The 23,987-nt window shown below is 45.1% G+C and carries 19 protein-coding genes and 1 tRNA gene; 13 read left to right on the top strand and 7 right to left on the bottom strand.

The window, feature by feature from the left end:
* The first annotated feature begins 21 nt into the window (after positions 1-21).
* Complete coding sequence (locus BCU07_RS07805; RefSeq protein ID WP_017063519.1) at positions 22-1,053, top strand: potassium channel protein; 1,032 nt, start codon at positions 22-24, stop codon at positions 1,051-1,053.
* 75 nt (positions 1,054-1,128) lie between these two features.
* On the opposite strand, the gene BCU07_RS07800 is transcribed toward BCU07_RS07805, so the two are convergent.
* Positions 1,129-1,698 (bottom strand): UPF0149 family protein, encoded by a 570-nt coding sequence (locus tag BCU07_RS07800; RefSeq protein WP_017062064.1) that lies wholly within the window; start codon positions 1,696-1,698, stop codon positions 1,129-1,131.
* A 171-nt stretch (positions 1,699-1,869) separates the two neighbouring features.
* Here BCU07_RS07800 and BCU07_RS07795 point away from each other — a divergent pair, with 171 nt between their 5' ends.
* The 6 genes from BCU07_RS07795 (at position 1,870) to BCU07_RS07770 (ending at position 9,419) form a co-directional block, all read left to right on the top strand.
* Positions 1,870-4,323, top strand: coding sequence for a hybrid sensor histidine kinase/response regulator (locus tag BCU07_RS07795; protein ID WP_017062063.1), 2,454 nt, complete (start codon positions 1,870-1,872; stop codon positions 4,321-4,323).
* 248 nt (positions 4,324-4,571) lie between these two features.
* Positions 4,572-5,021 carry an L-alanine exporter AlaE gene (locus tag BCU07_RS07790; RefSeq protein ID WP_102427842.1) on the top strand — a complete coding sequence of 150 codons (450 nt, stop codon included), beginning with the start codon at positions 4,572-4,574 and terminating at the stop codon, positions 5,019-5,021.
* A gap of 180 nt (positions 5,022-5,201) precedes the next feature.
* Positions 5,202-5,292, top strand: a tRNA-Ser gene (locus BCU07_RS07785).
* A gap of 254 nt (positions 5,293-5,546) precedes the next feature.
* Positions 5,547-6,761 (top strand): sodium/glutamate symporter, encoded by a 1,215-nt coding sequence (gene gltS, locus BCU07_RS07780; protein ID WP_017062061.1) that lies wholly within the window; start codon positions 5,547-5,549, stop codon positions 6,759-6,761.
* Positions 6,762-7,012: 251 nt separating this feature from the next.
* Positions 7,013-7,939: a LysR family transcriptional regulator gene (locus tag BCU07_RS07775; protein WP_017062039.1), complete on the top strand. Its 927-nt coding sequence runs from the start codon at positions 7,013-7,015 to the stop codon at positions 7,937-7,939.
* Positions 7,940-8,165: 226 nt separating this feature from the next.
* The gene (locus BCU07_RS07770; RefSeq protein ID WP_102427841.1) at positions 8,166-9,419 is read left to right on the top strand and encodes a D-amino acid dehydrogenase; all 1,254 of its coding nucleotides are present in this window, start codon (positions 8,166-8,168) and stop codon (positions 9,417-9,419) included.
* A 75-nt stretch (positions 9,420-9,494) separates the two neighbouring features.
* Here the strand turns inward: BCU07_RS07770 and BCU07_RS07765 are convergent, their stop codons facing one another.
* The 4 genes from BCU07_RS07765 to BCU07_RS07750 all read right to left on the bottom strand — a co-directional run bounded on the left by BCU07_RS07765 (position 9,495) and on the right by BCU07_RS07750 (position 13,492).
* The gene (locus BCU07_RS07765) at positions 9,495-10,232 is read right to left on the bottom strand and encodes a dienelactone hydrolase family protein (RefSeq protein ID WP_050643811.1); all 738 of its coding nucleotides are present in this window, start codon (positions 10,230-10,232) and stop codon (positions 9,495-9,497) included.
* Positions 10,233-10,457: 225 nt separating this feature from the next.
* Positions 10,458-11,393, bottom strand: coding sequence for a pyridoxal-phosphate dependent enzyme (locus tag BCU07_RS07760; protein WP_102427840.1), 936 nt, complete (start codon positions 11,391-11,393; stop codon positions 10,458-10,460).
* 138 nt (positions 11,394-11,531) lie between these two features.
* Entirely contained in the window at positions 11,532-12,818 is a 1,287-nt protein-coding gene (locus BCU07_RS07755; protein ID WP_102427839.1) for a sensor histidine kinase, read from the bottom strand.
* The gene (locus BCU07_RS07750; protein WP_065585153.1) at positions 12,815-13,492 is read right to left on the bottom strand and encodes a response regulator transcription factor; all 678 of its coding nucleotides are present in this window, start codon (positions 13,490-13,492) and stop codon (positions 12,815-12,817) included. Before BCU07_RS07750 ends, BCU07_RS07755 begins: the two co-directional genes overlap by 4 nt.
* Before the next feature lie 125 nt (positions 13,493-13,617).
* Here BCU07_RS07750 and BCU07_RS07745 point away from each other — a divergent pair, with 125 nt between their 5' ends.
* From BCU07_RS07745 to BCU07_RS07735, 3 genes are read left to right on the top strand one after another with little or no spacing between them, the layout of a single operon-like run.
* Complete coding sequence (locus BCU07_RS07745) at positions 13,618-14,637, top strand: glycosyltransferase family 2 protein (protein WP_102398635.1); 1,020 nt, start codon at positions 13,618-13,620, stop codon at positions 14,635-14,637.
* Entirely contained in the window at positions 14,634-16,121 is a 1,488-nt protein-coding gene (locus BCU07_RS07740) for an ArnT family glycosyltransferase (protein ID WP_102427838.1), read from the top strand. The genes BCU07_RS07745 and BCU07_RS07740 overlap by 4 nt, the downstream gene beginning before the upstream one ends.
* Positions 16,108-16,572 carry a GtrA family protein gene (locus BCU07_RS07735; protein WP_102427837.1) on the top strand — a complete coding sequence of 155 codons (465 nt, stop codon included), beginning with the start codon at positions 16,108-16,110 and terminating at the stop codon, positions 16,570-16,572. Before BCU07_RS07740 ends, BCU07_RS07735 begins: the two co-directional genes overlap by 14 nt.
* A gap of 85 nt (positions 16,573-16,657) precedes the next feature.
* Here the strand turns inward: BCU07_RS07735 and BCU07_RS07730 are convergent, their stop codons facing one another.
* A complete protein-coding gene (locus tag BCU07_RS07730; protein WP_017067347.1) occupies positions 16,658-18,955 on the bottom strand; it encodes a YgiQ family radical SAM protein in 2,298 nt (765 codons plus the stop codon).
* Between the two features lie 330 nt (positions 18,956-19,285).
* On the opposite strand from BCU07_RS07730, the gene BCU07_RS07725 reads away from it, so the two are divergent.
* Both BCU07_RS07725 and BCU07_RS07720 read left to right on the top strand, forming a co-directional pair.
* Entirely contained in the window at positions 19,286-19,966 is a 681-nt protein-coding gene (locus tag BCU07_RS07725; RefSeq protein ID WP_029235143.1) for a hypothetical protein, read from the top strand.
* Between the two features lie 115 nt (positions 19,967-20,081).
* Entirely contained in the window at positions 20,082-20,282 is a 201-nt protein-coding gene (locus BCU07_RS07720; RefSeq protein WP_102427836.1) for a DUF4250 domain-containing protein, read from the top strand.
* A 138-nt stretch (positions 20,283-20,420) separates the two neighbouring features.
* Here BCU07_RS07720 and BCU07_RS07715 read toward each other — a convergent pair whose 3' ends face one another.
* Complete coding sequence (locus tag BCU07_RS07715; RefSeq protein WP_017063530.1) at positions 20,421-21,332, bottom strand: LysR substrate-binding domain-containing protein; 912 nt, start codon at positions 21,330-21,332, stop codon at positions 20,421-20,423.
* Positions 21,333-21,612: 280 nt separating this feature from the next.
* Between BCU07_RS07715 and metE the strand changes: the two genes are divergently transcribed.
* A complete protein-coding gene (gene metE, locus BCU07_RS07710) occupies positions 21,613-23,976 on the top strand; it encodes a 5-methyltetrahydropteroyltriglutamate--homocysteine S-methyltransferase (RefSeq protein WP_102427835.1) in 2,364 nt (787 codons plus the stop codon).
* The last annotated feature ends 11 nt before the right edge of the window (positions 23,977-23,987 follow it).

Below are 23,987 nucleotides of genomic sequence, written 5' to 3'. Positions count from 1 at the left end.
AGGAAAAGATTAGAGGCTCGAATGATAATCTGGTTACAACTCAAACGCTGGATCAAAGCAAACATCTTTGTTTTGAATGGCAAAAACTTACTGTTCACTTTTCTTGGCTACATCGCTTTATCGTGGTCGATGCTGTATTTGGCGGGTGAAACAGATTTAACCAGTTCGGTTACCGTATTCGCTTACTACTTGGTGGTGACGGCTTCTACGGTTGGTTATGGTGATTTATCACCGACCACGGTAGCGGGGCAGTGGATCGTTATTCTATTTGTGATTCCAGGCGGGTTGAGCCTTTTTGCCGCGTTGCTCGGTAAAGTGGCGACAGAAGGTGTTGAATATTGGCGAGCGGGCTTGCTAGGAAAAAGGAGAGTTAGAGTGGACAACCACATTTTGATGTTGGGGTGGAATGAGCAAAGAACCATTCATCTCATCCGCATGCTACAACACGAAGAAACGGGTAAACGACCAATCGTGCTATGTACGCGTTCAGATATCGAGAACCCGTTACCCGGTGAAATCAATTTCGTCAAAGTAAACAGCTACACCGATGGCAAAGAGATGGAGAAAACGGGCATTGAGTCTGCAAGTTGCATCCTGATTGATAACCCAGAAGACGACATTACGTTATCTGCGGCGCTTTACTGTGCCAACCGAAACCCTAAAGCGCACCTTCTTGTTTACTTTAAAGATGAAGCGCTGAGCGATTTGTTACACAAGCATTGCCCTAACTCAGAATGTATTCCAGCGGTGGGTGCTGAGATGCTAGCAAAGGCTGCGGTAGACCCAGGTTCCAGTGCGCTTCACCAAGAATTATTGAGCTCAACAAGAGGCATGACACAGTATTCAACGTATTTCCCTGAAGACGCTGAGTCTGTCACCGTCGCGCCTATTTTCTCAGTGTTTAAAGAGAAGTATCAAGCAACTCTGATCGCCATTGATACGGGGAGCGGTATTGAACTCAACCCAGAGTTAGATCAAGTGGTCAGCAGTGGCACTAAGCTGTTTTATATTGCTGATGAGCGAATTGATGACTTCGATTGGAAAGGCTTCTAAAGCGACTATTTTATTTCGTCTGAAAACTAAAAAAGGCCTCATAATGAGGCCTTTTGGCTTGTATAAAGCTAACTGTTATTGAGCTTCAGCCAGTGCAATGCCACGCTGCGTTAGTCCGCAAAGCATCACAGGAACAGCGTTAAAGATCTCTTCGAACTGCTCTAGGCCTTCGATGCCTTGCTCTGCAAGCGTAGCAATTGACGTTTCTGGATCGTAAAGCATGCTCAGTGACAGCAGGACACCGCCAACGAGTGCGTTATCTTCGCTCTCTTCAGGCATTAGTGTTTCCCAATCGTCGCGAGCAATCTGCCAGCCTTGAAGCAAGCCTTCACAAAAATCACGAGCGGCAGTGTTCACCACTTCTTCGTCGTCTAATTGACAAGCTTCAGGCCAAACCCAAGTCCCTTCAATCAGTTCTGGGCGGGTTTTATTCCAAAGCTCGATGATAACTTCAATGTAGCTTTCTAGCTGTTCACCATCCGTAAAAGGTGCGACTTCTTCGCCACCCCATAAGAACGGTAGCCACTCATGCGGGGTTAACACATTCGGTGCCGCTGCCATTGCAGTGACAAAGCCCATTGTTTTGTGTTCTGTGATTAGCTTTCCTTCCAACTCTGGAAGCGCAAGAATATCTTGTAAAGTCAAAGTGAGGTACCGTAAAAGGGAACATATTTGCGCTTATAGTACCAATGAACTTGTGCCAATCAAGCTTCAATCTAAAAAGACTTGATGTCATGGATGATAAACACTAGGTTTAACAGAAAAGAAAACAATAAAAGAATTATGCAGATACGGTCGTCTTTAAAGAAAAAAAGCATGGTAGCGCTTGGATTATACCTTGCGATGTTTATTGCCATTGTCGGTAGTGTGACGTATTACGTCGTAGAATCCCCTGTGCGCGCCAAATTACAACAAAACCTCGACTTGCGTACGCAACTGTTATCCGCATTGATTACAGAGCCACTCAGTAGTTCTCGAGGCTTCGTAGACAGTCTCGTTGGGTTTGCTCAAGCGCATCGTAACGGTGATGATGTTATTCCGCTCTTTAAGTCCATGTTGGCGGCGAGCGACGATACGATTGTCAGTGCCGGTATTTGGCCCGAACCTTATGCGCTTGATTCTAAAAAGCTTCTCAACAGTTACTTTTTTAATAAAGCCGACGATGGAATAATCGACCAGATATATTCTTACAACAACCCCCAAAATGCCCCTTATCAAGAAGAGTATTGGTACACCTCTGTCGTCAACCAAAAACAAGGCACGATCTCTTGGAGCGATGTGTATATCGATCCATACACACACGTTCGAATGATTACGGCGTCTTCCCCTTATTATTACGACGGTACTTTTGCCGGTGTTGCCACGGTGGATCTCTCGCTCGAAGAGCTGCTTGGTTTTATCAAGAACCACGCCGAAGAATACAACCTTGGCATTACGCTCAGAGATAAGCTTAACCAAGTGTTGGTTTCGCATAACTTTAATCTCGTTGAAGGCATTTACATCAGTAGCAATCAATTTGGTGATTTCGGCTGGCAAGTGGATGTGGTGAACTCCAAATCACGAGTAGAAGACGAAGTGTTTCGTCAGGTGATGAGCATTGAAGGCGGTATTGTTCCGCTATTGCTACTTTGTGTCATGGCGGGGTATTACTTATTGAACCGTTATTTGATTAGTCCAATCACAAGGATTGCAGCACAGGTTGATAGTTCGAAAGCCGGCGAAATCATTGATGTGGATTACTCGAGTGATGACGAAATCGGCCATTTGATTAAAACCTTCAACGAAAAGACCATTTATCTCGAAGCGGAAAAGGTTAAAGCTCAGGCATCCACCAATGCAAAAACCGCTTTCCTTGCGACCTTGTCACATGAAATTCGCACTCCGATGAATGGGGTATTGGGTACCGCTCAAATCCTATTAAAAACGCCTCTAAATTCTGAACAAGAGAAGCATCTTAAGAGCTTGTATGAGTCCGGCGATCATATGATGACTCTACTCAACGAGATCTTAGACTTCTCGAAGATCGAGCAGGGCAGGTTGGATCTTGATGAAACGCGTTTCCCGCTTGATTCGATCATCGGCAGTATTAACAGTGTTTACTACACATTGTCTTCCGAGAAAGGGCTTCAATTCAAAGTGTACTCTGAGGTGACTTCGGGTCGTTGGTACTTCTCAGATAAAGCTCGCCTTCGCCAAATTTTGTTTAATCTATTGAACAACGCGGTGAAGTTCACCTCCAGAGGCTTTGTTGAGGTGTACCTGAAAGAAGTTGTAGAGGGGAGTGACACCTATCTGAGCATTCGAGTTCGTGATACCGGAATTGGTATTTCTAAAGAAGCTCAGAAGCGTATTTTTAAACCGTTTGAACAAGCGGAGTCTTCGACCACAAGGCGTTTTGGCGGTACTGGCCTTGGCCTCGCGATTGTGAAGAAAATTGCCCAGTTGATGGATGGCAGTATTACCGTCACCAGTGAAGAAGGGATAGGCACGAGTTTTGATGTTCGCTTGAAGATTCAGCCATGTCAGCCAGGAGAAATCGAGAGTTTGCCACATAAGAAGTTGGACTACTCTGGCTTAAAGGTACTGATCGTCGAGGACAACCGAACTAACACGGTGATCATTGAAGCCTTCATGAGCAGTAAAGGCTTTACCTGTAAGAGCGTCGAAAACGGTGAACTTGCGATACAAGCCGTGGTTGCTGAGCGCTTTGATTTGGTGCTCATGGATAACCATATGCCTGTGATGGATGGCGTTGAATCAACCACTGCTATTCGTGCTTTGATAGGCGATGTGTCATCGGTATTGGTGTTTGGTTGTACGGCTGATGTCTTTAAAGAGACTCGTGAGCGTATGTTGGGGGCAGGTGTGGATTATATTATTGCTAAGCCGATTGACGAGCGTGAACTGGATGATGCCTTGTTCCGCTATTCAAATAAGCTTTATCAATACCATGAAGTAAAAGCGGATGAGCTCGAAAGCCAAGACGTAAAACCACACGATTCGAAAAGTAAAAGCGAGTCACTGCCTAAACCTGATCTTCGCAACAAAGATAACACTGAAGAGCTGTTAGTGACGTTGTATGTGGCGCTAGAAGACAACAACCTAGAACTGATTCAATTTGCACTAGAGAGCCTACGTGTCCACGTTGAAGCTATGAACAACGCGGAACTTACTGAACAAGTCGATAAAGCGTTAGAGCAGGTTGCTTTAGGATCACCACCTACACAAGATGTCATTAATATCATTACTGTAAATCTACCTATGGCTTAAATGTTGTTTAATTACGGTAAGTAAATGACGAACTGTCCAACATTTGACCTTGGTTGGATTTTTTGGTGAAAGTGACTGCTTTTAAAGTGGTTTTTGGTTGTTAATTTACAACTTGATTTTTAATTTGGAGTGTATGACTACTAATCTTGTGATTTAATAGCGACATTATCTGGTGAGGTGCAAATGTGCCTTGTTTATATGTTACTAAATCACTAATTAAGCAGTGATATATTTTAGGTTTGTCGTCAATGAAGTCTCGTGGTCCATTTTGTATTCGAAACGCAGCTGCGGATACATTTGCTATGGTCGTTTTCTGTTTTATTTCTGGCATGATCGTAGAAGTGTTTATTTCTGGTATGACGTTTGAGCAATCTCTTGCTTCTCGAACGTTATCTATTCCTGTAAACATTGCTATCGCTTGGCCTTATGGCGTTTTTCGTGATTGGTTCTTACGCAATGTTGCAAAACTTTCAGAAAGCTCATTGATGAAAAACTTGTCTGATTTGATGGCATACGTGTTATTCCAGTCTCCAGTGTATGCGGGTATTTTGTTGGCAGTGGGTGCTTCAGGCGACCAGATCGTTACGGCTGTCACCAGTAATGCAGTTATCTCGTGCGGTATGGGCGTACTTTACGGCTACTTCCTCGATATGTGTCGTAAATGGTTTCGAGTTCCTGGCTACTATCAACAAGCTTAAGAAAAGCAACAAGCATAAGTGCAGCGAAAGAATGAAATTTGGTTTGTTTTTGATCTAATGAGTTAATTTGTAATCGAACAAACCGAAAAAGGCACTTTTTTTGAGAATGCCCCTTGACCAAAGCAAGCAGAATCAATAAAGTAGCGCCTCGTTGAGTGACATGCTCAACACACAATTTGTGGAAGGATGGCTGAGTGGCTTAAGGCGCTCGCCTGGAAAGCGAGTATACGTTTATAGCGTATCTGGGGTTCAAATCCCCATCCTTCCACCACTATTCAAAACCCTAGCAGAAATGCTGGGGTTTTCTCGTTTTAGAGCCTCTATATCCCACCTCATCTGTATACCTCCCTAATATCCGTTCCTTTAATCATTGCTTTATAGTTATAATCTCTATTAATACCGTCGCAGAATTAACCATATTAGGTGTTTTTATCATAGATAATCGCTTGATTTTTTGGCGTGAACCTAGATTATTAATAGTACGCAATATTATGAATAATCTAACTATTAGGAATCCATAACCTCATGACAGAAACCCTAGTTTCTCCAATGCTCTCTTTTACGATCGCGATTTCATTACTGTTTATCGGTAAAGGTTTGATTGAGCGATCTGAAGTATTAAGAAAGTATTCACTGCCAGAGCCTGTGATTGGTGGCTTTGTCTGCGCAGCGACCGTAGCGGCGCTTTACTATATTTTTGAAATCCAAATCACTTTTAGCCTAGATGTCAGAGACTTTTTGCTTCTCTACTTTTTTGCTGGCATCGGGCTCCAAGCGGATATTAAAACACTGATTAAAGGCGGGCGACCGTTGTTCATCCTACTGTGTCTTGCTGCCATTTTTATCGTGTTGCAAAACGTAGTCGGAATGGCAGTCGCTTCTGGCTTTGGAATGGATGCGAAAGCAGGCTTGCTATCTGGGTCTGTTAGCTTGATAGGCGGCGTAGGCACAACGTTAGCTTGGGCGCCAATGTTTGTGGAAGAGTTTGGTATTGCTAACGCGCTCGAACTTGGTGTCGCTTCAAACACGGTTGGTTTAATTGCAGCGTGTGTGATTGGTGGTCCGATTGCGAACTACCTGCTCAATAAACACAAAGTAAGCCCTTCTAATGAAGAAGAGGTTACGGTTGGTGCATTCCAAGAGAGTGAAACAAAAACAGAGCTTAGCCACTACGGCGTTCTGTGGGCGTGGTTGATTCTTAACTTAACACTAATGCTGGGTTACAGCTTGAGTGAAGTTATCGACTCGATGGGCCTAAAACTGCCGTTATTCGTTAGCTGTTTGATCGCAGGTATCCTAATCGGAAACGTTGGTCGCGCACTGTTTAAGAAACGTCGTACACAAGAGAAAATCGCTCAAGGCCGCAAAGGCTTAGCGATGATCTCTGATATTTGTTTAGGCATGTTCTTGACCATGGCATTGATGGGGTTGCGTATCTGGGATCTCGATGGACTGTTTGGCTATATCTCTGTTGTCATGAGTATCCAGATCTTGCTTTCGCTGCTGTTTACTGTGTTTGTCGTTTATTACTTGATGGGAAGAAACTACGATTCTGTGGTGATATGTTCAGGCTTTGGTGGTATCACTCTAGGCTCGACCGCAACAGCAATTGTTAACATGACCGCAGTAACTCACCGCTATGGCGCAAGCCCACAAGCGTTCATTGTGGTGCCATTAGTGTGTGGTTTCTTTGTTGATTTGATCAACGCATTGGTGATCAGTTTCTTTGTTGGTCTGTAGTGAAGTGACCGGTTATTGACTGCTTGAGGTTTACATCGGGATAATGACCACAAAGGCGATGACGAAAGTCGTCGCCTTTGTTTTATCGACAGCAAGCTAAAACACGTATATCAGCCTTTGATGTGATGTCTTGAAGTGACTCGGTGCACAAGTTAGTAAGAGCAATTACGATCTTGATAAATTGGGATATATGTTCGCAGCAAATTTGTGAGACGCTTGATTAAGTGTCAGTTGAATTACAAGGAAGTTGAATGCACCACTTTAATATCCGTGCTCTTGAGTATTTAAATGCGTTGTCAAAATATGGGTCGTTACGTAAGGCATCTAAGATGATGAACGTTGACCCTGCCGCGATGAGTCGGATGTTGACACAGTTAGAAGCGCAAGCGGAAATGAAAGTATGGGAGCGCAACAACCGCCAATCACTGTTAACCGAAGCGGGTAATGAACTGCTGAATTACTACCGTTCCATTGTTCGTGGAGAGGCCGCTGTACTTGCTCGACTAACTAAGCTTAAAAACCTCAAAGGAGGCAATGTCAGCATTGCTATCGGTGAAGGATTTATTACCAACTTGGTGTCAAAACCGATGCAAACCTTCATGACTCGTTATCCTGATATCAATCTTTCTATTGAGATCGCTGGGGCATTGGATGCAGTCAAGATGTTGGAAGATCAACAGATAGACTTTGCGATAACCTATGCGTCTGCACCGCACCCTAAACTGCACTCCCACGTTGAACGCAGCCATCCGCTCGAATTGATTGCTCCGAAGGGGCACTTCCTTACGATGAAAGAAGCACCAGTGGTAATGCAAGATATTCAAGACGCTTCTCTCGCCTTGATCGATAACTCGACCGGTATGGGGAGGCTAGTAAAGCAGGCTGAACAAATTTCCCATCTTACCTTGCAGCCAAAACTTCAAACTAACTCAGTCACGGCACTGACTAACTTCGTTTCAGCAGGGTTGGGCGTCACCTTTATGCCTAAGCTCACTGTGATCGATGAAATAAAGTCAGGGCAGATTGAAGTGGTTGCGACCGAGTTGGAGATGCTATCGAAGGCGACGGTTAAGGTTCAATCTTTGAAAGGCCGTGCACTTACGCTACAAGCCGAAACCTTGTTGGATTTCTTACTCGAGAACGCCACTTTCTTAAGCCATGACGCTTACAATATCTAGGCTTAGTTGATTTACTTAGCGACTCCTACCTAAGCTTTCAAATACCGCCAATATCACACTTTCAAACTGCCGAATTCGTTTTTAAGTCGAATTGAGTTTTTGTCAACGCTCTCTCTATTGTTAAGTCAACACGTGCGGAATAAGTTACAAACCATTAACGAAACGAGTTTTACACTGACAGTTGTGTTCGGCTGGTTTTGGCTTTGTCGGGCATTAGGGGAAGAGAATGGAAGTAATTGTAATTGGCAGCGGTGTGATTGGCTTGACCAGTGCTTGGTATCTGGCGAAAGAGGGCCACTCGGTGACGGTTATCGATCGTCAAGATAGCAGTGGCAAAGAAACCAGTTTTGCGAATGCCGGGCAAATTTCTTACGGTTATTCTTCACCATGGGCAGCGCCTGGTATTCCATTGAAAGCGATGAAATGGCTTACCCAAGAACATGCGCCACTTAAAGTGAAGCCTTCTCTTTCTCCAGAGTTAATGTCTTGGGCGACTAAGATGCTCGCCAACTGTAATGAAGCCAAGTACGCACAGAATAAATCGCGGATGTTGCGAGTCGCTAACTACAGCCGAGAGTGTCTCACTCATCTAAGAACCAGTGAACAACTGGCTTATGAGGGCCGGCAAAAAGGCACCTTGCAAGTATTCAGAAGCGAAAAACAATTGGACGCTATTCAGCAGGATATGAAGCTATTAACAGAGAGTGGAATCGAACACTCGCTGTTTGATGTTGAACAGTGTCTGTCAGTGGAGTCTGGTTTAGCAGACGTTAAAGACAAGCTGGTGGGCGGCCTGTATTTACCACACGATGAAACCGGTGATTGTCATCAGTTCTGTTTAACCTTGACCGAAAAAGCCAAGCAACTCGGCGTTCAGTTCGTGTTTAATACCGAAGTGGTTAGGCTCAATCATCAGAATCAAACCATTGAGAGTATTACAACGACTCAAGGCGAGTTCAAAGCGGATGCTTACGTGGTCGCTTCAGGAAGCTATTCTCGAGAACTGTTGAAGCAAGTCGATTTGTCGATCCCGGTTTATCCAGTGAAAGGCTATTCGCTAACACTGCCGATCGTGAATGTAGATAAGTCACCAACCTCGACTGTGATGGATGAAACTTACAAGGTAGCGATGACGCGATTTGATGATCGTATTCGCATTGCAGGGACGGCAGAACTTGCGGGGTTTAATTACCTTATCCCTGAAAAACGCAAAGCCACGATTGATATGGTGATTAAAGATCTTTTCCCACAAGCGGGGGACTTTTCTAAAGCCGAATACTGGACTGGGTTAAGACCAATGACGCCAGATGGCACGCCTATCATAGGAAAGACGCCTATCAAGAACCTATTTACAAATACTGGACATGGGACATTAGGTTGGACAATGGCATGTGGCTCAGGAAAGATCTTGGCAAGCGTGGTCAGTGGCTCAGCTAGTGATATTAAAACTGATGACTTAAGTATCCACCGCTATTTGTAGTGAGATGATGCAGTGATAATTAAACAACCCCATTCTTAAGCCTTAGAATGGGGTTATGGGTTCTGAGGGAGAAGATTATCTGGTGGTGGTTTCTAGCACATGGGTAAATCTATCCCACGATTTTTGGTCAGCTTCTTGTTGATAGTTGTTTGAGCCGAATACAGTAAAGGCATGTGGCGCACCACTGTAGGTGATCATTTCATGCGGAACCTTGGTTGTTTCAAGTTGAGCGGCGAGGCTGCCAAAATCTTCCATTGAGATCATGGCGTCAGCTGTGCCATGGAACACGACAACAGGAGCTTTTGTCTCAGAGTAGTCTTGCCCTTTTGGTGTCGATAAACCGCCATGGAAGGTAACATAAGCTTTCGATGGGATACCCGCACGAGCGGCTTCTAAAACGGCTGCGCCACCAAAACAGTAACCCATCATCACGTTGTTATCTAAGTTACCACCAAGCCTTTTCGCTTCCATTGCTCCCGCGCTAAGTAGCGCACGCATTTTTTCTCTGTCTTTATACAGCTCGCCTGTGTGTTGCTTTTTATCTTTCACTTCGGTCGGGCGAATGCCTTTACCAAATAGATCGATGGCGAACACGTTGTAACCGAGTTCGTTGAGCATCTCAGAACGTTTCTTTTCGTAATCGGTTAAGCCATCCCAATCGTGTATTAGCAGTACCAAAGGCGCTTGGTCACTGGCTTCACTCCAATAACCTTCGTAATCCATCCCATCGACTTGATAAGTGACGTTTTCTCCTGAAATCGCAGAGAAGGGCAGTAAAACTGAAAACAGGCCGAGCGTAGTGAGTTTTCGCATGCGTAATTCCTTTCGATGACAATTGACGTTCCAATCGAAAGTATAGATAACGCGATGATTCTCGCCAGATTTATGTCTCTAACTTGAAATGTATGGCAGGGATAGCAGGTGGCGATTACTGATAAACAGCCATCGAAAGGGAGTGCGATGGCTGTTCATGATGTGCTGAGAAATTCTCAGGTCCGCAGAAACGCGGGGGGTATTAGAGTAGAAAAGAACGGATTACTACCAAGTAGCGTTATCAGCGGTGTGACTACTTCGAAGTTCTGGGTACTTACGTTGATAGCGCGGCAACATCGACTCATTACCTAAGATGCCGCCTTGGTGGATATAGATGACGGTTTTTGTTGGGTTCTCTTCTTGCCATTGCTCTAGGCATTGCCACATCAATGGGTCGTAGAGCAGGTCGAATTCAATATCCGTCTGTTCTTGCAGAGCCAACCAAGTTTGATAGTCCTGCTGGTAAAGCTTACCAAAGTGGTGTTTGGCTTTAAGTGGTAATATCTGCGGGTGATCGGTTTCGCCGAGTTCATTGAACTGCTGTGTTAGGTAATCACTGCCGCCAACACAAGCGCAAGTTAACACTGGGATGTTGTGCATTTTTAAATGCTTATGCAGATACAGAGCTGTGCTGCCTGTGCCTGCTGGAAGTGCTACCACGAAATCGTGTTTGTTTTCGAAACGCGTCCAGCTGAGTATTTCAATCGCCAGTTGCTTCACGCCGTATTCAGAAAGCTGAGAGCGTCCACCTTCTGGTAACACAATGCATTGTGAGTCAGGTTGTCTTACTTGCTCAATATACTCTTGTGGATGAAGCTCAGAGCCTGTTTCTTTGACTGAAATAACCTTAGCCCCGAGATCGATAGCGCCACGGTAGTTGCCGAGTGGGCGTTCTTGTAGCCATTGAGGCAGGTGGTCGACGTAAAACTCAAGCGTCCAGCCTTTGATTTTCGCAAGTGCGGCGAGTGAGAACAAGGAGTTAGCCTGAGCGGAACCATAGCTTATTAGAGTGGTGGTGTTTGGGCTATCGTCTTCCAGTAGCTTCATGAACTTTCTGGCTTTGTTGCCGCAAAAGTGGGAGTGAAGCTGATCGTCACGCTTTAAGAAAAAGGTGTGCTCGTTGTATTGATGTTGAGTTACAGGGCTATTATTTAGTTTCATCGCACTTAGACAAAATGCTGACTCAGAGCCAGCATTTATAGTTCAAATAGGACTGACGAGTATCTAGTAGCTAGGGACCGCTGTAAACCAACTAAATCAAGTTTTCGTTCGATATTGAGCTTCGAACTATGAACTCATTTACTCTGGGGTGGATGCGGATAGATCGGTTTGAAAGGTGATCTTAGCGGTACATCCACCACAGCTGCGATTGACCAATTCAAAGCCCCATTGGAAGCGTTGACATAAGTCCTCGACAATCAATAAACCTAACCCATGCCCATTTGGATTGTATTGCTCCTGCAGGCCTTCGCCTTGGTCTTCAATAATAAGACTGTCTTGAGAAAGGGTAATAGTTACTGTACCGCTATTAGTGGCTGCAATCGCGTTTCTTAACAAGTTACCGACCAACATATTCATTATCGCGCTGGTGGCCTGAATTGTGGGTTCTGATTGAACGTACATGGAGGTGTCGACGTCTTTCTCATCCGCCTGTGCTGAGTTTTTTGAGACGATAGTCTCTAACTCTTGTTGGCTAAACAATCGCAGTGGCGCATCGTCACTGTTTCTTTCGTAACGCACGAGGCCGAGTAGGGCATCGACCATCTCTGACATCTGAACAATGGCTTCATCAATGCGCTCAATCTGGCGAGATTGAAACTCGGTGGTTTCGCTTCTTAGCAGTAATTTATTTGCGCCACGAGCGACCGTTAACGGTGTTCTTAGTTCATGACTTGAGTAGCGAGCAAAGGCTTGTTCACGTTTGAGTAAGGAATTGATTTCTCTTCGGTACTGATTGAGTTGATCTGTGAGCTGACGAAACTCAACTGCGGCGTCGTCATTGACACTAAATTCTTCATTGAGGTTGAGCTTATTGGATTCCAATTGTTCGGAAATAGAATTGAAGGGTTCAATCAGTCGTTTAGATAATCGATAGAGCAGAGCACCAAAGCTAAAAATTAGAATAGAGAGTAATGTTAGTACAAAGGTGGTCGCATAAACCAGTTCGTAAATCTCAAACTCGACGCGGTCGATCTCGGAAAGCAGAACGATTGGGTGGGTTTGACCTTTATCAGAATACTCACCAACATACACCATGCGAGAGTTAGGTTCTTCACCTACCTCGCCAACAAAGCTTTCTTTGCCTTTAATGTATTTGAGGTATTCGGCAGGTATCAATGAAAGATCATTGTAGGCGATTGTCAGGTCATCAATTCTTAACGTACCGCTTTCCCCTGCTTGGAATAAACCAACCGCATAGTTACGGTCGATCAGGATGCGTCTTTCACCGACGCGATCTTCTGACATGTAGAGTGCGGCAACAAAGACTAAATAGACAAAGGCCGATACAATCACGGCCATTAACCCAAAGAAAACCGCTAAGCGGCCGGTTAGGGTTTTGGTGCTCGTGAGAACATTTAAAATCAATTCGATGACTCCAGACGGAATCCAACTTTAGGGACGGTAATCAACATCTGAGTATCAAACGGCTTGTCGAGTTGGTTACGTAATTGATAGATGTGACTGCGCAACACGTCATTGTTGGGTTCGTCTTCTTCCCAGAGTTTGTAGGAAATATCTTCGCGAGTAACCACTTCTGGTGCTTTTTGGCACAACATCTCAAGGATGGTGTAAGTGGTTGGGTTGAGTGCGAGTAACTTATCTTGACGGTAAGCTTTACGCGTTTTTTGGTCGATGGTGAGTTCATCAAACTGCAATTTAGAAGAAGCCACTTTTCCTCGGTAACGACGAACAAGCGCTTTCATTCTGGCTTCCAAAATATCCAAATCAAAAGGTTTGGTTAGATAGTCATCGGCACCATGCTCAAACCCTTTTAACATATCATCGCGGCTATCTAACGCAGTCAACATCAAAATAGGTGTCGCGTTGCCTTGGTCTCGCAGTTTATTACAAACCGTGAGGCCGTCCATTCTTGGCAACATCAGATCCAATATGATGATATCAAATGAGTTTTCCAACGCGAGTTGCAGGCCGAGTTCGCCGTTGTCCGCATAATCGAGTTCCATGCCAATACACTCAAAATAATCAAACAAGACACCTGCGATTTCACGGTTATCTTCGACTAATAGAACTCGTTTCATTTTGATTCTCATACAGAAATAGACGGTAACATTATCCTGAGTGAGCGTGAAAAATATGTCAATAACATAACTTTCACTTATGAGGGGGTAGATTGGATTCAGATTAAAAAATAGAAGAACGTATTATGTCTGAACTTCATATTAGCCGACCTAAAGTCTCCACATCACGGATCAATCCCGCCGTTTCACTATCGATCATTGTGCCGTTTTACGATGAACAAGAGGTGTTAGAAGAGTTTCATTCTCGCTTAACCAAGGTACTGGATAGCTTACCCATCACCAGTGAAATTGTTTATGTCGATGATGGCAGCAAAGACAACAGCTTGGATTTGGTGAGTTCATTCACTTCAATCAATAGCTCAATTTCTGTGATCGGTTTAAGCCGTAACTTTGGTAAAGAATCAGCGATGAGTGCTGGTCTTGAGCATTGCCGAGGACAAGCGGTGATCTTGTTAGACGCAGACCTGCAAGATCCGCCGGAGCTGATCCCACAAATGGTTGCCAAGTGGCGCGAAGGCTATGACGTTGTGAATATGCAGCGCAGCCAGCGTGATGGTGAAACGTGGTTTAAGAAGTTTTCAGCAGCAAGCTTTTACAAAGTCATGAACGTGGCAGCGAAGATCGATGTTCCAGAAAATGTCGGTGATTTCCGACTGTTAAGCCGAGAGGTTGTCGACCATATCAACCAACTGCCTGAACGTAACCGTTACATGAAAGGCATCTTTTCATGGCCAGGTTTTAGACAAGCAACGATTCAGTTTAAGCGCGATGCTCGCTTCTGTGGCGAGACGAAATGGAACTACCTGAAACTCATCGGATTGGCGATGGATGGCATCACATCATTTTCTATCCGCCCACTGCGTATTGCGACGGCCGTTGGTGGATTAGTGGCGCTTACCGCTTTTGTGTATGGCGTCTTCATCGTGTTCAAAACCATGATGTTTGGTGAGCCTATTACTGGCTACCCATCCATGATGGTGGTTCAACTTGCCCTTGGCGGCATTCAACTTCTGAGTATTGGTTTAATGGGGGAATACATAGGTCGTATTTTCATTGAAACCAAGAACCGTCCTTTGTATCTGATCCAATCGGTGGTCGATACCCCTGCATTAAAAACGCATTTTAAATTAGAGGAGTCAGCATGAGCCTGAACCGAACGCACCTATGGTATTTGTTGGCTTTTGCATTGGTTCTAAGGCTCTTATCTCTGGCGACATACCCTTTAATGGACACTACGGAAGCGCGCTACGGTGAGATGGCTCGCTTGATGGTAGAAACCGGCAATTGGTTAACCCCTCAATTTGATTACGGCATCCCTTTCTGGGGTAAGCCTCCGATGTTTACCTGGATGAGCGCGATTGGCATTGAGCTGTTTGGTTTGAGTGAGTTTGCTGTGCGTGCGCCACACTGGTTAGCAGGTTTTGCGACGATTTTGTTGGTTGCGTACATGGCTAAACGCACCGGACAAAGTGCCTTGGTGGCGGCCGTGGTATTGGCGACATGTGGGATTTTCTCTATCGCGGCGGGTGCTGTTATGACTGACATGGCATTAACGTTAGCGATGACCATAGCCATGTTAGGTTTCTACCTATGTTGGTTAGGAGGAGAGGGTTCGAAGGGAGAAGGGAGCGCGAAGACTAATCGGTCTTGGGGCTATGTCGGTTTCATTGGCTTAGCACTAGGCTTGCTGGCAAAAGGGCCGGTAGCGATTGTGATTATGGGTATCGCCGTTTTCCCTTGGTTAGTATTGCAACATGGATTTTTTGGCGCTTTCAAAGTGTTATGGCAACGCTTTCCACTGTTGTCTGGCTTAGGTGTGATGCTGGCGATTGCCTTGCCTTGGTACATCATGGCTGAAATGGCAACACCGGGTTTTATTGATTACTTTATTGTTGGCGAGCACTTTAAGCGTTTTGTTGTGAGTGGCTGGGAGGGCGATTTATACGGTTCTGCCCATGACCAAGCAAGAGGCATGATCTGGTTGTTTTGGCTTCAAGCGGCTGCACCGTGGTCGATTGTGTTGCCTATTTTGACTTTCGCCCGTCGTAAGAAAATCGCAGAAGTTAACGCTGAACATAGTGGGTTGTTTTCATTCCTTGTGTGTTGGTTGGTCTCTCCTCTAATTCTTTTCACTATGGCGGGTAATATTCTTCCAGCTTACGTCCTACCGGGTATTCCAGCCCTTGGCTTGCTGGTGGCAACGCTTGTGGTAGAAAAAGATAAGAAGTGGTTCTCGAGTGTGGCTTTGGTGCTACCTGTGCTGTTAATGATTGCGATGGTCTACCTCAACCTAGGCAAAGCGAACGAGAAAAGTGACCGTATTATCTTCGAGCAGATCACGGATGAAGCGCCGAGCTTTTACATCGGTAAACGACCGTTCTCTGGGCAATTTTACAGTCATGGACAAGCGAAAAAGCTACTTGATGTTAAACAGTTAGATGGTATCGACAAGTTCTATCTGATTGGTAAAAGAGCGGAAGTGGAAACCAAGATTAAAGACAACGCGTTAACCTGTATTTTAGAACCGACGGTGAAGATCAAGCGCGCTCTATTTAGTTGTCATAGCCAAAATATCAAACCAAATCTATCGTTGAGCTATATTCGAAGTGATGGCGATGTTCAATTTTAACTCGTCATCGAGACTGTTTAGCCACAAGTTCGACGCGCTAAACAAAAAACTACAACCTCACCATAAGATGATTAAATTCGCTATGGTGGGGGCGGGTGGCTTTGTTGTCGATTGTGCCGTGTTTGCATTGCTGCATTACGTTATTGGGCTGCCTTTGATGAGTGCTCGAATTGGCTCTTTCATCGTTTCAGCAACGACAACCTGGTTTGGAAATCGAGTGTTGACCTTTGAATTCAAAGGGCAGGGGAATTGGTCCGAAAAGCTGATTCAATGGCAAAAGTTCATGTTCTCTGCATCAATATCGGCGATACCTAATTTGCTGTGCTTTAAGTTGATGACTGAATTGCTGCCTGCATTTACTGGGGCAGTGTTTATCGCAATGGCGGTTGGCATCTTGGTGGGCATGGTCAGTAACTATTTGCTTAGTCAGTATTGGGTGTTTGCTCGTTAGGCTATCTTGTAACAGACACAAAAAAGCGCAGCTAAATAGCTGCGCTTTGTGTTTTTACGATAGCGAAGTCAATCGGTTCGCGATATTAGCGTTGTGCTGCGCGCTGGCGGTTCTTGCCGTTACTTGCAGGTTTGCCACCTTGACCATTGCCCGCTTTGTTACGGTTTGGTTTGCCATTTCCGCCGCCATTACCTTGTGATTGCTGACCACCAGGACCTTTCTTAATGAAGCCAGTCGCTGGTTTACGAGCATTGCCATTACCGCCACCTTGGTTAGCATTACCTTGGCTACCGTTGCCGTTACCATTCGGCTTCTTGCCACCCGGTTTCTTACCAGAGTGGTTACGTGGGCTTTCGCCACCAAGACCTGGCTGAGATTTACTGTGCTTAGTCGCAAAGCGTTGTGAACCGTGACGACCAGACTTACGACGTTGTGCCGGTGTTTGTGCATCAAAGTCTTCTGCTGGTACTAGGCAGTTTGCTTTGTCACCAATTAGGTGCTGTTTACCCATGCTGATCAGTGCTTCACGGATGATTTTCCAGTTTTCAGGATCGTGGTAACGAAGCAGTGCTTTATGCAGACGACGTTGACGATCACCTTTCGGCACAGGAACATCTTCACGCTTCTTATATTTCACGCGTTTCAGAGGGTTAGTCTCTGAGTAGTACATCGACGTTGCATTACACATTGGCGATGGGTAGAAGTTCTGTACTTGGTCACACTCGTAGTTGTGCTTTTTCAGCCACATTGCTAGGTTAAGCATGTCTTCATCTTCTGTGCCCGGGTGAGCAGAGATAAAGTAAGGAATTAAGTACTGTTTCTTACCGGCTTCAGCGCTGTACTTCTCGAACATCTCTTTGAAACGATCGTAAGTGCCCATGCCCGGCTTCATCATCAGATCCAGTGGGCCTTTTTCAGTATGCTCTGGAGCAATCTTCAAGTAACCACCAACGTGGTGAGTCACAAGCTCACGAACGTATTCTGGAGATTCAATCGCTAAGTCGTAACGTACACCAGAAGCGATCATGATCTTCTTAACACCCGGTACTTTTCTCGCAGAGCGGTACAGGTCGATAGTGTGTTGATGGTCTGTGTTTAGCTTTTCACAGATTTTCGGGAACACACATGATGGACGACGACAGTTAATTTCAGCTTTTGGATCTGAACAACCTAAACGGTACATGTTCGCCGTTGGGCCGCCCAAGTCAGAAATAGTACCTGTGAAGCCCGGTACTTTATCTTTAATGTCTTCGATCTCATCCAAGATAGATTCTTTCGAACGGTTCTGAATGATGCGACCTTCGTGCTCTGTGATTGAACAGAAAGAACAACCACCAAAACAACCACGCATGATGTTAACCGAGGTTTTGATCATGTCGTATGCTGGGATTTTCGCTTTGCCGTACATCGGGTGCGGAACACGCTTGTACGCAAGGCCAAATACGTAGTCCATCTCTTCTGTGGTCAATGGAATAGGCGCTTGGTTAATCCAAAGCTCGCGATCACCGTGACGTTGAATCAGAGCACGACCTGAGTACGGGTTTGTCTCAAGGTGCAGAATACGACTAGCGTGAGCGTAAAGAATACGGTCATTGTTTAGCTTTTCGTAACCTGGGATACGAACCGCTGTAGTTTTTGCATCGTGACGAGAAGGGCGAATAGTAATAGGTTGCGCTTTTACTTCTTCTTTTTCGTCTTTCTTGGTATCACACTGAGTTTCAACTTCGTACGGGTTAACCGGAACATACGCTTTGTTCGGCTTTTCGATACGAGAAGAGTCAATGATCTTGAAGCCTTCAGGGGCCGCAGGAAGATTGATAGCAGTACCGCGGATATTGGTCAGCGTAGACATGTCTTCACCATCGGCAATGCGGTGTGCTACTTCAACCAATGCACGCTCAGCGTTACCAAAAAGAAGAATGTCAGCTTTTGCATCAAACAATACAGAGCGGCGAACTTTATCTGACCAGTAGTCGTAGTGAGCTACACGACGTAAGCTCGCTTCAATACCACCAAGCACGATTGGCGTGCCTTTGTAAGCTTCACGACAACGTTGAGAATAAACCAGAGTTGCACGATCAGGACGCTTGCCACCTTCATTGTTCGGAGTATAAGCATCATCGTGACGTAATTTGCGATCAGAGGTGTAGCGGTTGATCATGGAGTCCATGTTACCCGCTGTGATGCCGAAGAATAGGTTAGGTTTACCTAGCTTCATGAAGGCATCTTTATTGTCCCACTTTGGTTGAGCAATAATGCCCACGCGGAAACCTTGAGCTTCAAGCAGACGGCCGATGATAGCCATACCAAAGCTCGGGTGATCGACATAAGCGTCACCAGTTACAATAATAATGTCACAGCTATCCCATCCAAGAGCATCCATCTCCTTTCTACTGGTAGGCAAAAAGGGTGCAGTTCCGTAGCACTCGGCCCAGTATTTTTTGTGTTCGTGAATAGGAGTGATATCGCTGTACATATTTCAACCTCTGATTTTTGAGGCGGGAATTATAGCGGCATGAGCCTAGACTAGCCAGTAGAACATGCCCCTGTTAGTTCTGGTGTCTTTCGTCTTTTTACGGTAAATGGCGATAAAAGAGCCATACAACAGCATAGTTGAAGCCTTGAATAACGTCGCTAATTTGTGATTTTGATTAGTGTTCGCAGCAGTTTTTGATATTATTCGCGAAAATAAGTCTGAAGAAGTAGATCCACAATGGTCGAAACGTTATTAGTACAATTTGCTCCGATGCTTTTAGGAACCCAACTGATCTTAACCCTCATCTTGGTGAAAGGGGATATTTGTCCGGGGCAGCGTGGTCGGATCCACAAGATGTTACCTGCGATTGGCGTGCTGTGGCTTGCCGTCGCTTCAGTAAAAATTGAAGCCTTTCTGGTCGTGTTCGCGATCTTTTATTTCTATTCTCAAGTTCAAACCAAGAAGACTCGCGATTCTGGTCCTATCTGGGTGATGTACTTGGCCTGTGGTTTAGCGTTGTCATATGTTGCTATACAAGCGACTGAGCAAGCAACCGCTGTTGGTATCATTACTACTTTGCTGCTAGTGGTACTGTTAGGAGCAGCGTTTGGCCATCTACTACTGACGATTGCAAGGACACGGTTGCAGGCATTTCATCGAGTGCTTCCTGTTGTGGGCGTGCTAACCGGTATGTTGGTAGTACTGGCGACCGTCGTGAGTGTTTACTCTTTGTCTGAAGCTCAATTAGAACCTGTGATTTCCACTTTGCTATTTAGTTTTGCTTTGTTGATCTCCTCAATCGTGGTGTGGTGTTGGCATTTACTGTTCGCAAGAACGCCTGAAAAGCTTCAACTGAGTATTTCGTTGTTGATGTTATTGGTGGCCGTTGTGGGTTTAACGCCAGTTTGGGCGCTTTAATCACGCACTTTCATTAATTACGTATTCTTGTTAAGAAGTGTGATCTGTTTTTTAGCGTGACGTTGGTAAGCGTTCTAAACTTAACTCTAGTCAGTGTGTTCGTAAGGAGTACGAGATGGATTTAAGCAACGTCAAAGGTTTCGATAGCATTATTTTGCTAGGAATCGTTAATGAAAAACTTCGCCTAGAATGCGATAGCTTTGAAGAGCTGATCAGCATGTATGAAATGGATACAGAAAGTGTTGAGGGCAAGCTCGATATGCTTGGCTATCAATACGATCCATTGACTAACCAGTTTAAGTCTTACTCGAGATAAGCTAAAGATTAGCGCATCTTTTATCGAAAATGACATGCATCGCGTGTTGTGGGTGTTGAGAGAAAAAAAGTCACAGATTATCTGTGACTTTTTTGTTTCTGACGAATCGATCGAGCTTAACTTAGCCATAAATCATCTTTAAACGACCTCTATGCCATCTAAGTGACTCTTACTTTGCTGTCTTGCCGTGCTAAAGAAAGCTTGCAGGTAACGTTTGTCTTTTTCTGAGTTTCTTACTGCGGCAAACAGTCTTCTTGAAAGCCCTTTACCTAACGGTTTGCTGGCTATCAAACCTTGTCTTGAGAACTCACTGATCGCCCAATTTGGTAATGCCGCGACACCTAATCCTGCCGATACCATTTGCACCAACATTAAGGTGTTGTCTGCTTGTTTCCACTTCTTAGGTTCTACACCTGCTGGTTGCAAAAAGTGCTTCACTACGTCTAAACGCTGCTTTTGAACTGGGTAGGAGAGCATAGTGAGATCGCTAAGATCTTGCGGTTCAATGCTCGCCTTTTCTGCCAAAGGTGAGTTGATTGCGGTGATCAAACGCATCTCAAAATCAAAGAGTGGTTCGTAGTGAACCTCAGAGCGAGGCTGTATATCAGAGGTGATCACCAAATCTAGCTCGCCTGCCATTAGCGCGGGTAGCGGCTCAAACCCAAAGCCTGACGAGAAATCTAGCGTTACGCTTGGCCAAGCCACTTGATATTCCTTCAAAGCAGGCATTAACCATTGGAAGCATGAGTGACATTCAATCGCCATGTGCAAACGACCGTTCACATCCTCTTTCAGGCTCGCGAGTTCGTTCTCCGCTTTAGCTATTCTTGGCTGTATCTCATCGGCAAGCCTAAGCAAAATCTCACCTTCAGAGGTGAACTTAACTGGTCTAGTTTTACGTAGGAAAAGCTGACCACCGATACGCGCCTCAAGGTCTTTCAGTTGGTGAGAAAGCGCCGACTGAGTCAAGTGAAGAGAAGTTGCCGTCGCTGTTAGCGAGCCGCTGTCTCTTAAGGTAGTCAATGTTCGAAGGTGTTTAAGCTCTATCATGAGTTTTCCTCATATTCCCTAAGCCAATTCAATATTTCTTAATAATCACCCTACGGGGTTTTCTTTCATTTGTAAACGTCTAGATGTCCAGATGGATTTAATTTTTCAACTTTAGATTATTCAAGATGAATATTTTTAATAAACAAGATGAATATTTGGACGTTGTTCATCGTTCAGATTAGGGAGATAGTTTAGCCATCTAGACGCCTTGTAAAGAACTTAAACCATAAGCTAGGCAGTTTGATCGAACACTAAAAATTATTGAATAAGGAACAGGTTCATGACTACGACAACGCATATTTTAGGCTACCCACGTATCGGCGAAAAACGCGAACTCAAATTCACTTTAGAAAAATACTGGCGCGGTGAGATTAACCAATCAGATTTAAAGCAACTCGGTAGCGAACTAAGAAATCGTAACTGGAATGTACAAGCTAAGGCGAATCTAAGCTTTGCAACTGCGGGTGACTTCGCATGGTACGACCATGTTCTAACAACGACGTTACTTCTAGGTCATGTACCTGAGCGTCACGCTGGTGGATCAGAAGGTGAAAAAGCCTTCCCAGATTTAGATACCTTGTTCCGCGTTGGTCGCGGTCAATCTCAAACTCAAATACAATCTCAAAGGCAGCCAACTTGTTGTGGCGCTAAGCACGGCTCTGAAAGCGCTAAAGATGGTGCAGCAGCATCAGATATGACGAAGTGGTTCAACACTAACTATCACTACATTGTTCCTGAGTTCAGTAAAGACGACACCTTTGAAGTGAGTTGGCCACAACTGTTTGACGAAGTGAGTGAAGCGATTAAAGCGGGGCATAAGGTGAAGCCAGTTTTGTTAGGCCCGTTATCTTATTTATATCTTGGTAAAGAAGTGGAGGAGGGTTTTGATCGTTTATCTCTTCTTCCGCGCCTTCTTACCGCTTACCAAGCAATTTTGGCAAAACTCGCTAAGTTGGGGGTTGAGTGGGTTCAAATCGATGAACCAATTCTTTCGCTTGAGCTTGAGAGTCAATGGGCAGATTCATTCAAGTTGGCGTATCAAGTGATTCAAGGTGATGTAAAACTGCTGCTCACTACTTATTTTGATTCGGTGACTGATACCTTAGATAAGATAGTAGAGCTACCAGTTAATGGCCTACATATCGACTTAGCAGCAGCACCACAGCAACTTGATGAAGTAGTGGGTAAGTTACCTGAACACTGGGTACTTTCAACAGGGGTGATTAATGGACGAAACGTTTGGCGAGCTGATTTAGCCGCTCAACTAGAGTTACTACAACCAGTGAAAGAGAAGCTAGGAGACAAACTTTGGGTAGCAAGTTCATGTTCACTTTTGCATAGTCCAGTCGACCTTGAGTTAGAAGATTCACTCAGCGATGAAGTGAAGAGTTGGTTTGCTTTCGCGAAACAGAAAGTGACCGAGGTGAGTATATTGGGTGCGGCACTAGACGGTAACCACAATGCTATCTTGGCGTGTGAAACCTACAGCCAGCCGATTGTTGCACGCAAGAGCGCGACTCATGTGAATAAGCCGCAGGTTCAAGCTCGTATTAACACCATTACCAAAACCCTAACCGAGCGAAGTGCTCCTTATGCCGAACGCGCTTCACATCAGTCTGAGGTGTTAGGTTTACCATTATTGCCAACCACAACAATTGGTTCATTTCCACAAACCGGAGAGATCCGTGTTCAGCGTAGTGCTTACCGCACTGGCAAACTGAGTGAAGCGGAATATAACACTGCATTGAAAGGCCATATTGCGGATGCCGTTAAACGTCAAGAAGCACTGGATTTGGATGTGCTTGTTCATGGCGAAGCTGAACGTAACGACATGGTGGAGTACTTTGCAGAAAACCTAGCAGGCTTTCAAACCACTAAGTTTGGTTGGGTACAAAGCTATGGCTCACGCTGCGTGAAGCCGGCGATTGTGGTCGCGGATATAGAGCGTGAGAAGCCGATGACCGTAGAATGGTCGACCTATGCCCAATCTCTGACCTCGAAGCAGATGAAAGGGATGTTGACAGGCCCAGTCACTATCTTATGTTGGACATTCCCACGTGAAGACATTTCACGCAAAGAGATCACTAATCAATTGGCATTTGCGCTGCGAGATGAAGTGTCTGATTTGCAAGACGCGGGCATCAACATTATCCAAATCGATGAACCAGCGATTCGTGAAGGTCTGCCATTGAAAAAGCGCGACCACGCAGAATACCTAGAGTGGGCGGTCGATGCCTTTAAGATCTCAGCGGCAAGTGCTAAACCAGAAACTCAGATTCATACCCACATGTGTTACAGCGAGTTCAACGAGATCATTGATTCAGTAGCCGCGCTAGATGCCGATGTGATTACCATTGAGACTTCTCGCTCGAACATGGAACTGCTGAAAGCATTTGAAGAGTTCAACTACCCGAATGCGATTGGACCTGGCGTTTATGACATTCACTCACCAAACATCCCGTCAGAAGAGTGGATTGTTGATTTACTTAAGAAAGCGGCAGAGAAAATTCCAGCGGAACGTTTGTGGGCAAACCCTGATTGTGGGCTGAAGACACGGAACTGGGCAGAGACGGAAGCGGCGCTGACTAACTTAGTTTCGGCAACTAAAGCACTGCGTAAAGAGTGGGAATCAACCGAGGCATAATTCAGCTTAGG

Origin of the sequence: Vibrio sp. 10N.261.54.E10, assembly GCF_002877735.2 — a bacterium.
Lineage (GTDB): Bacteria > Pseudomonadota > Gammaproteobacteria > Enterobacterales > Vibrionaceae > Vibrio > Vibrio crassostreae_C.
The sequence above is the reverse complement of the archived record's forward strand: the minus strand, read 5'-3'. Positions and strand labels throughout refer to the sequence as shown.

Coding starts and splice junctions, on each gene's coding strand:
- BCU07_RS07805 (WP_017063519.1), top strand. CDS start 22: ATGATAATCTGGTTACAACTCAAACGCTGGATCAAAGCAAACATCTTT.
- BCU07_RS07795 (WP_017062063.1), top strand. CDS start 1,870: ATGGTAGCGCTTGGATTATACCTTGCGATGTTTATTGCCATTGTCGGT.
- BCU07_RS07790 (WP_102427842.1), top strand. CDS start 4,572: ATGAAGTCTCGTGGTCCATTTTGTATTCGAAACGCAGCTGCGGATACA.
- gltS (WP_017062061.1), top strand. CDS start 5,547: ATGACAGAAACCCTAGTTTCTCCAATGCTCTCTTTTACGATCGCGATT.
- BCU07_RS07775 (WP_017062039.1), top strand. CDS start 7,013: ATGCACCACTTTAATATCCGTGCTCTTGAGTATTTAAATGCGTTGTCA.
- BCU07_RS07770 (WP_102427841.1), top strand. CDS start 8,166: ATGGAAGTAATTGTAATTGGCAGCGGTGTGATTGGCTTGACCAGTGCT.
- BCU07_RS07765 (WP_050643811.1), bottom strand. CDS start 10,232: ATGCGAAAACTCACTACGCTCGGCCTGTTTTCAGTTTTACTGCCCTTC.
- BCU07_RS07760 (WP_102427840.1), bottom strand. CDS start 11,393: ATGAAACTAAATAATAGCCCTGTAACTCAACATCAATACAACGAGCAC.
- BCU07_RS07750 (WP_065585153.1), bottom strand. CDS start 13,492: ATGAAACGAGTTCTATTAGTCGAAGATAACCGTGAAATCGCAGGTGTC.
- BCU07_RS07745 (WP_102398635.1), top strand. CDS start 13,618: ATGTCTGAACTTCATATTAGCCGACCTAAAGTCTCCACATCACGGATC.
- BCU07_RS07740 (WP_102427838.1), top strand. CDS start 14,634: ATGAGCCTGAACCGAACGCACCTATGGTATTTGTTGGCTTTTGCATTG.
- BCU07_RS07735 (WP_102427837.1), top strand. CDS start 16,108: ATGTTCAATTTTAACTCGTCATCGAGACTGTTTAGCCACAAGTTCGAC.
- BCU07_RS07730 (WP_017067347.1), bottom strand. CDS start 18,955: ATGGATGCTCTTGGATGGGATAGCTGTGACATTATTATTGTAACTGGT.
- BCU07_RS07725 (WP_029235143.1), top strand. CDS start 19,286: ATGGTCGAAACGTTATTAGTACAATTTGCTCCGATGCTTTTAGGAACC.
- BCU07_RS07720 (WP_102427836.1), top strand. CDS start 20,082: ATGGATTTAAGCAACGTCAAAGGTTTCGATAGCATTATTTTGCTAGGA.
- BCU07_RS07715 (WP_017063530.1), bottom strand. CDS start 21,332: ATGATAGAGCTTAAACACCTTCGAACATTGACTACCTTAAGAGACAGC.
- metE (WP_102427835.1), top strand. CDS start 21,613: ATGACTACGACAACGCATATTTTAGGCTACCCACGTATCGGCGAAAAA.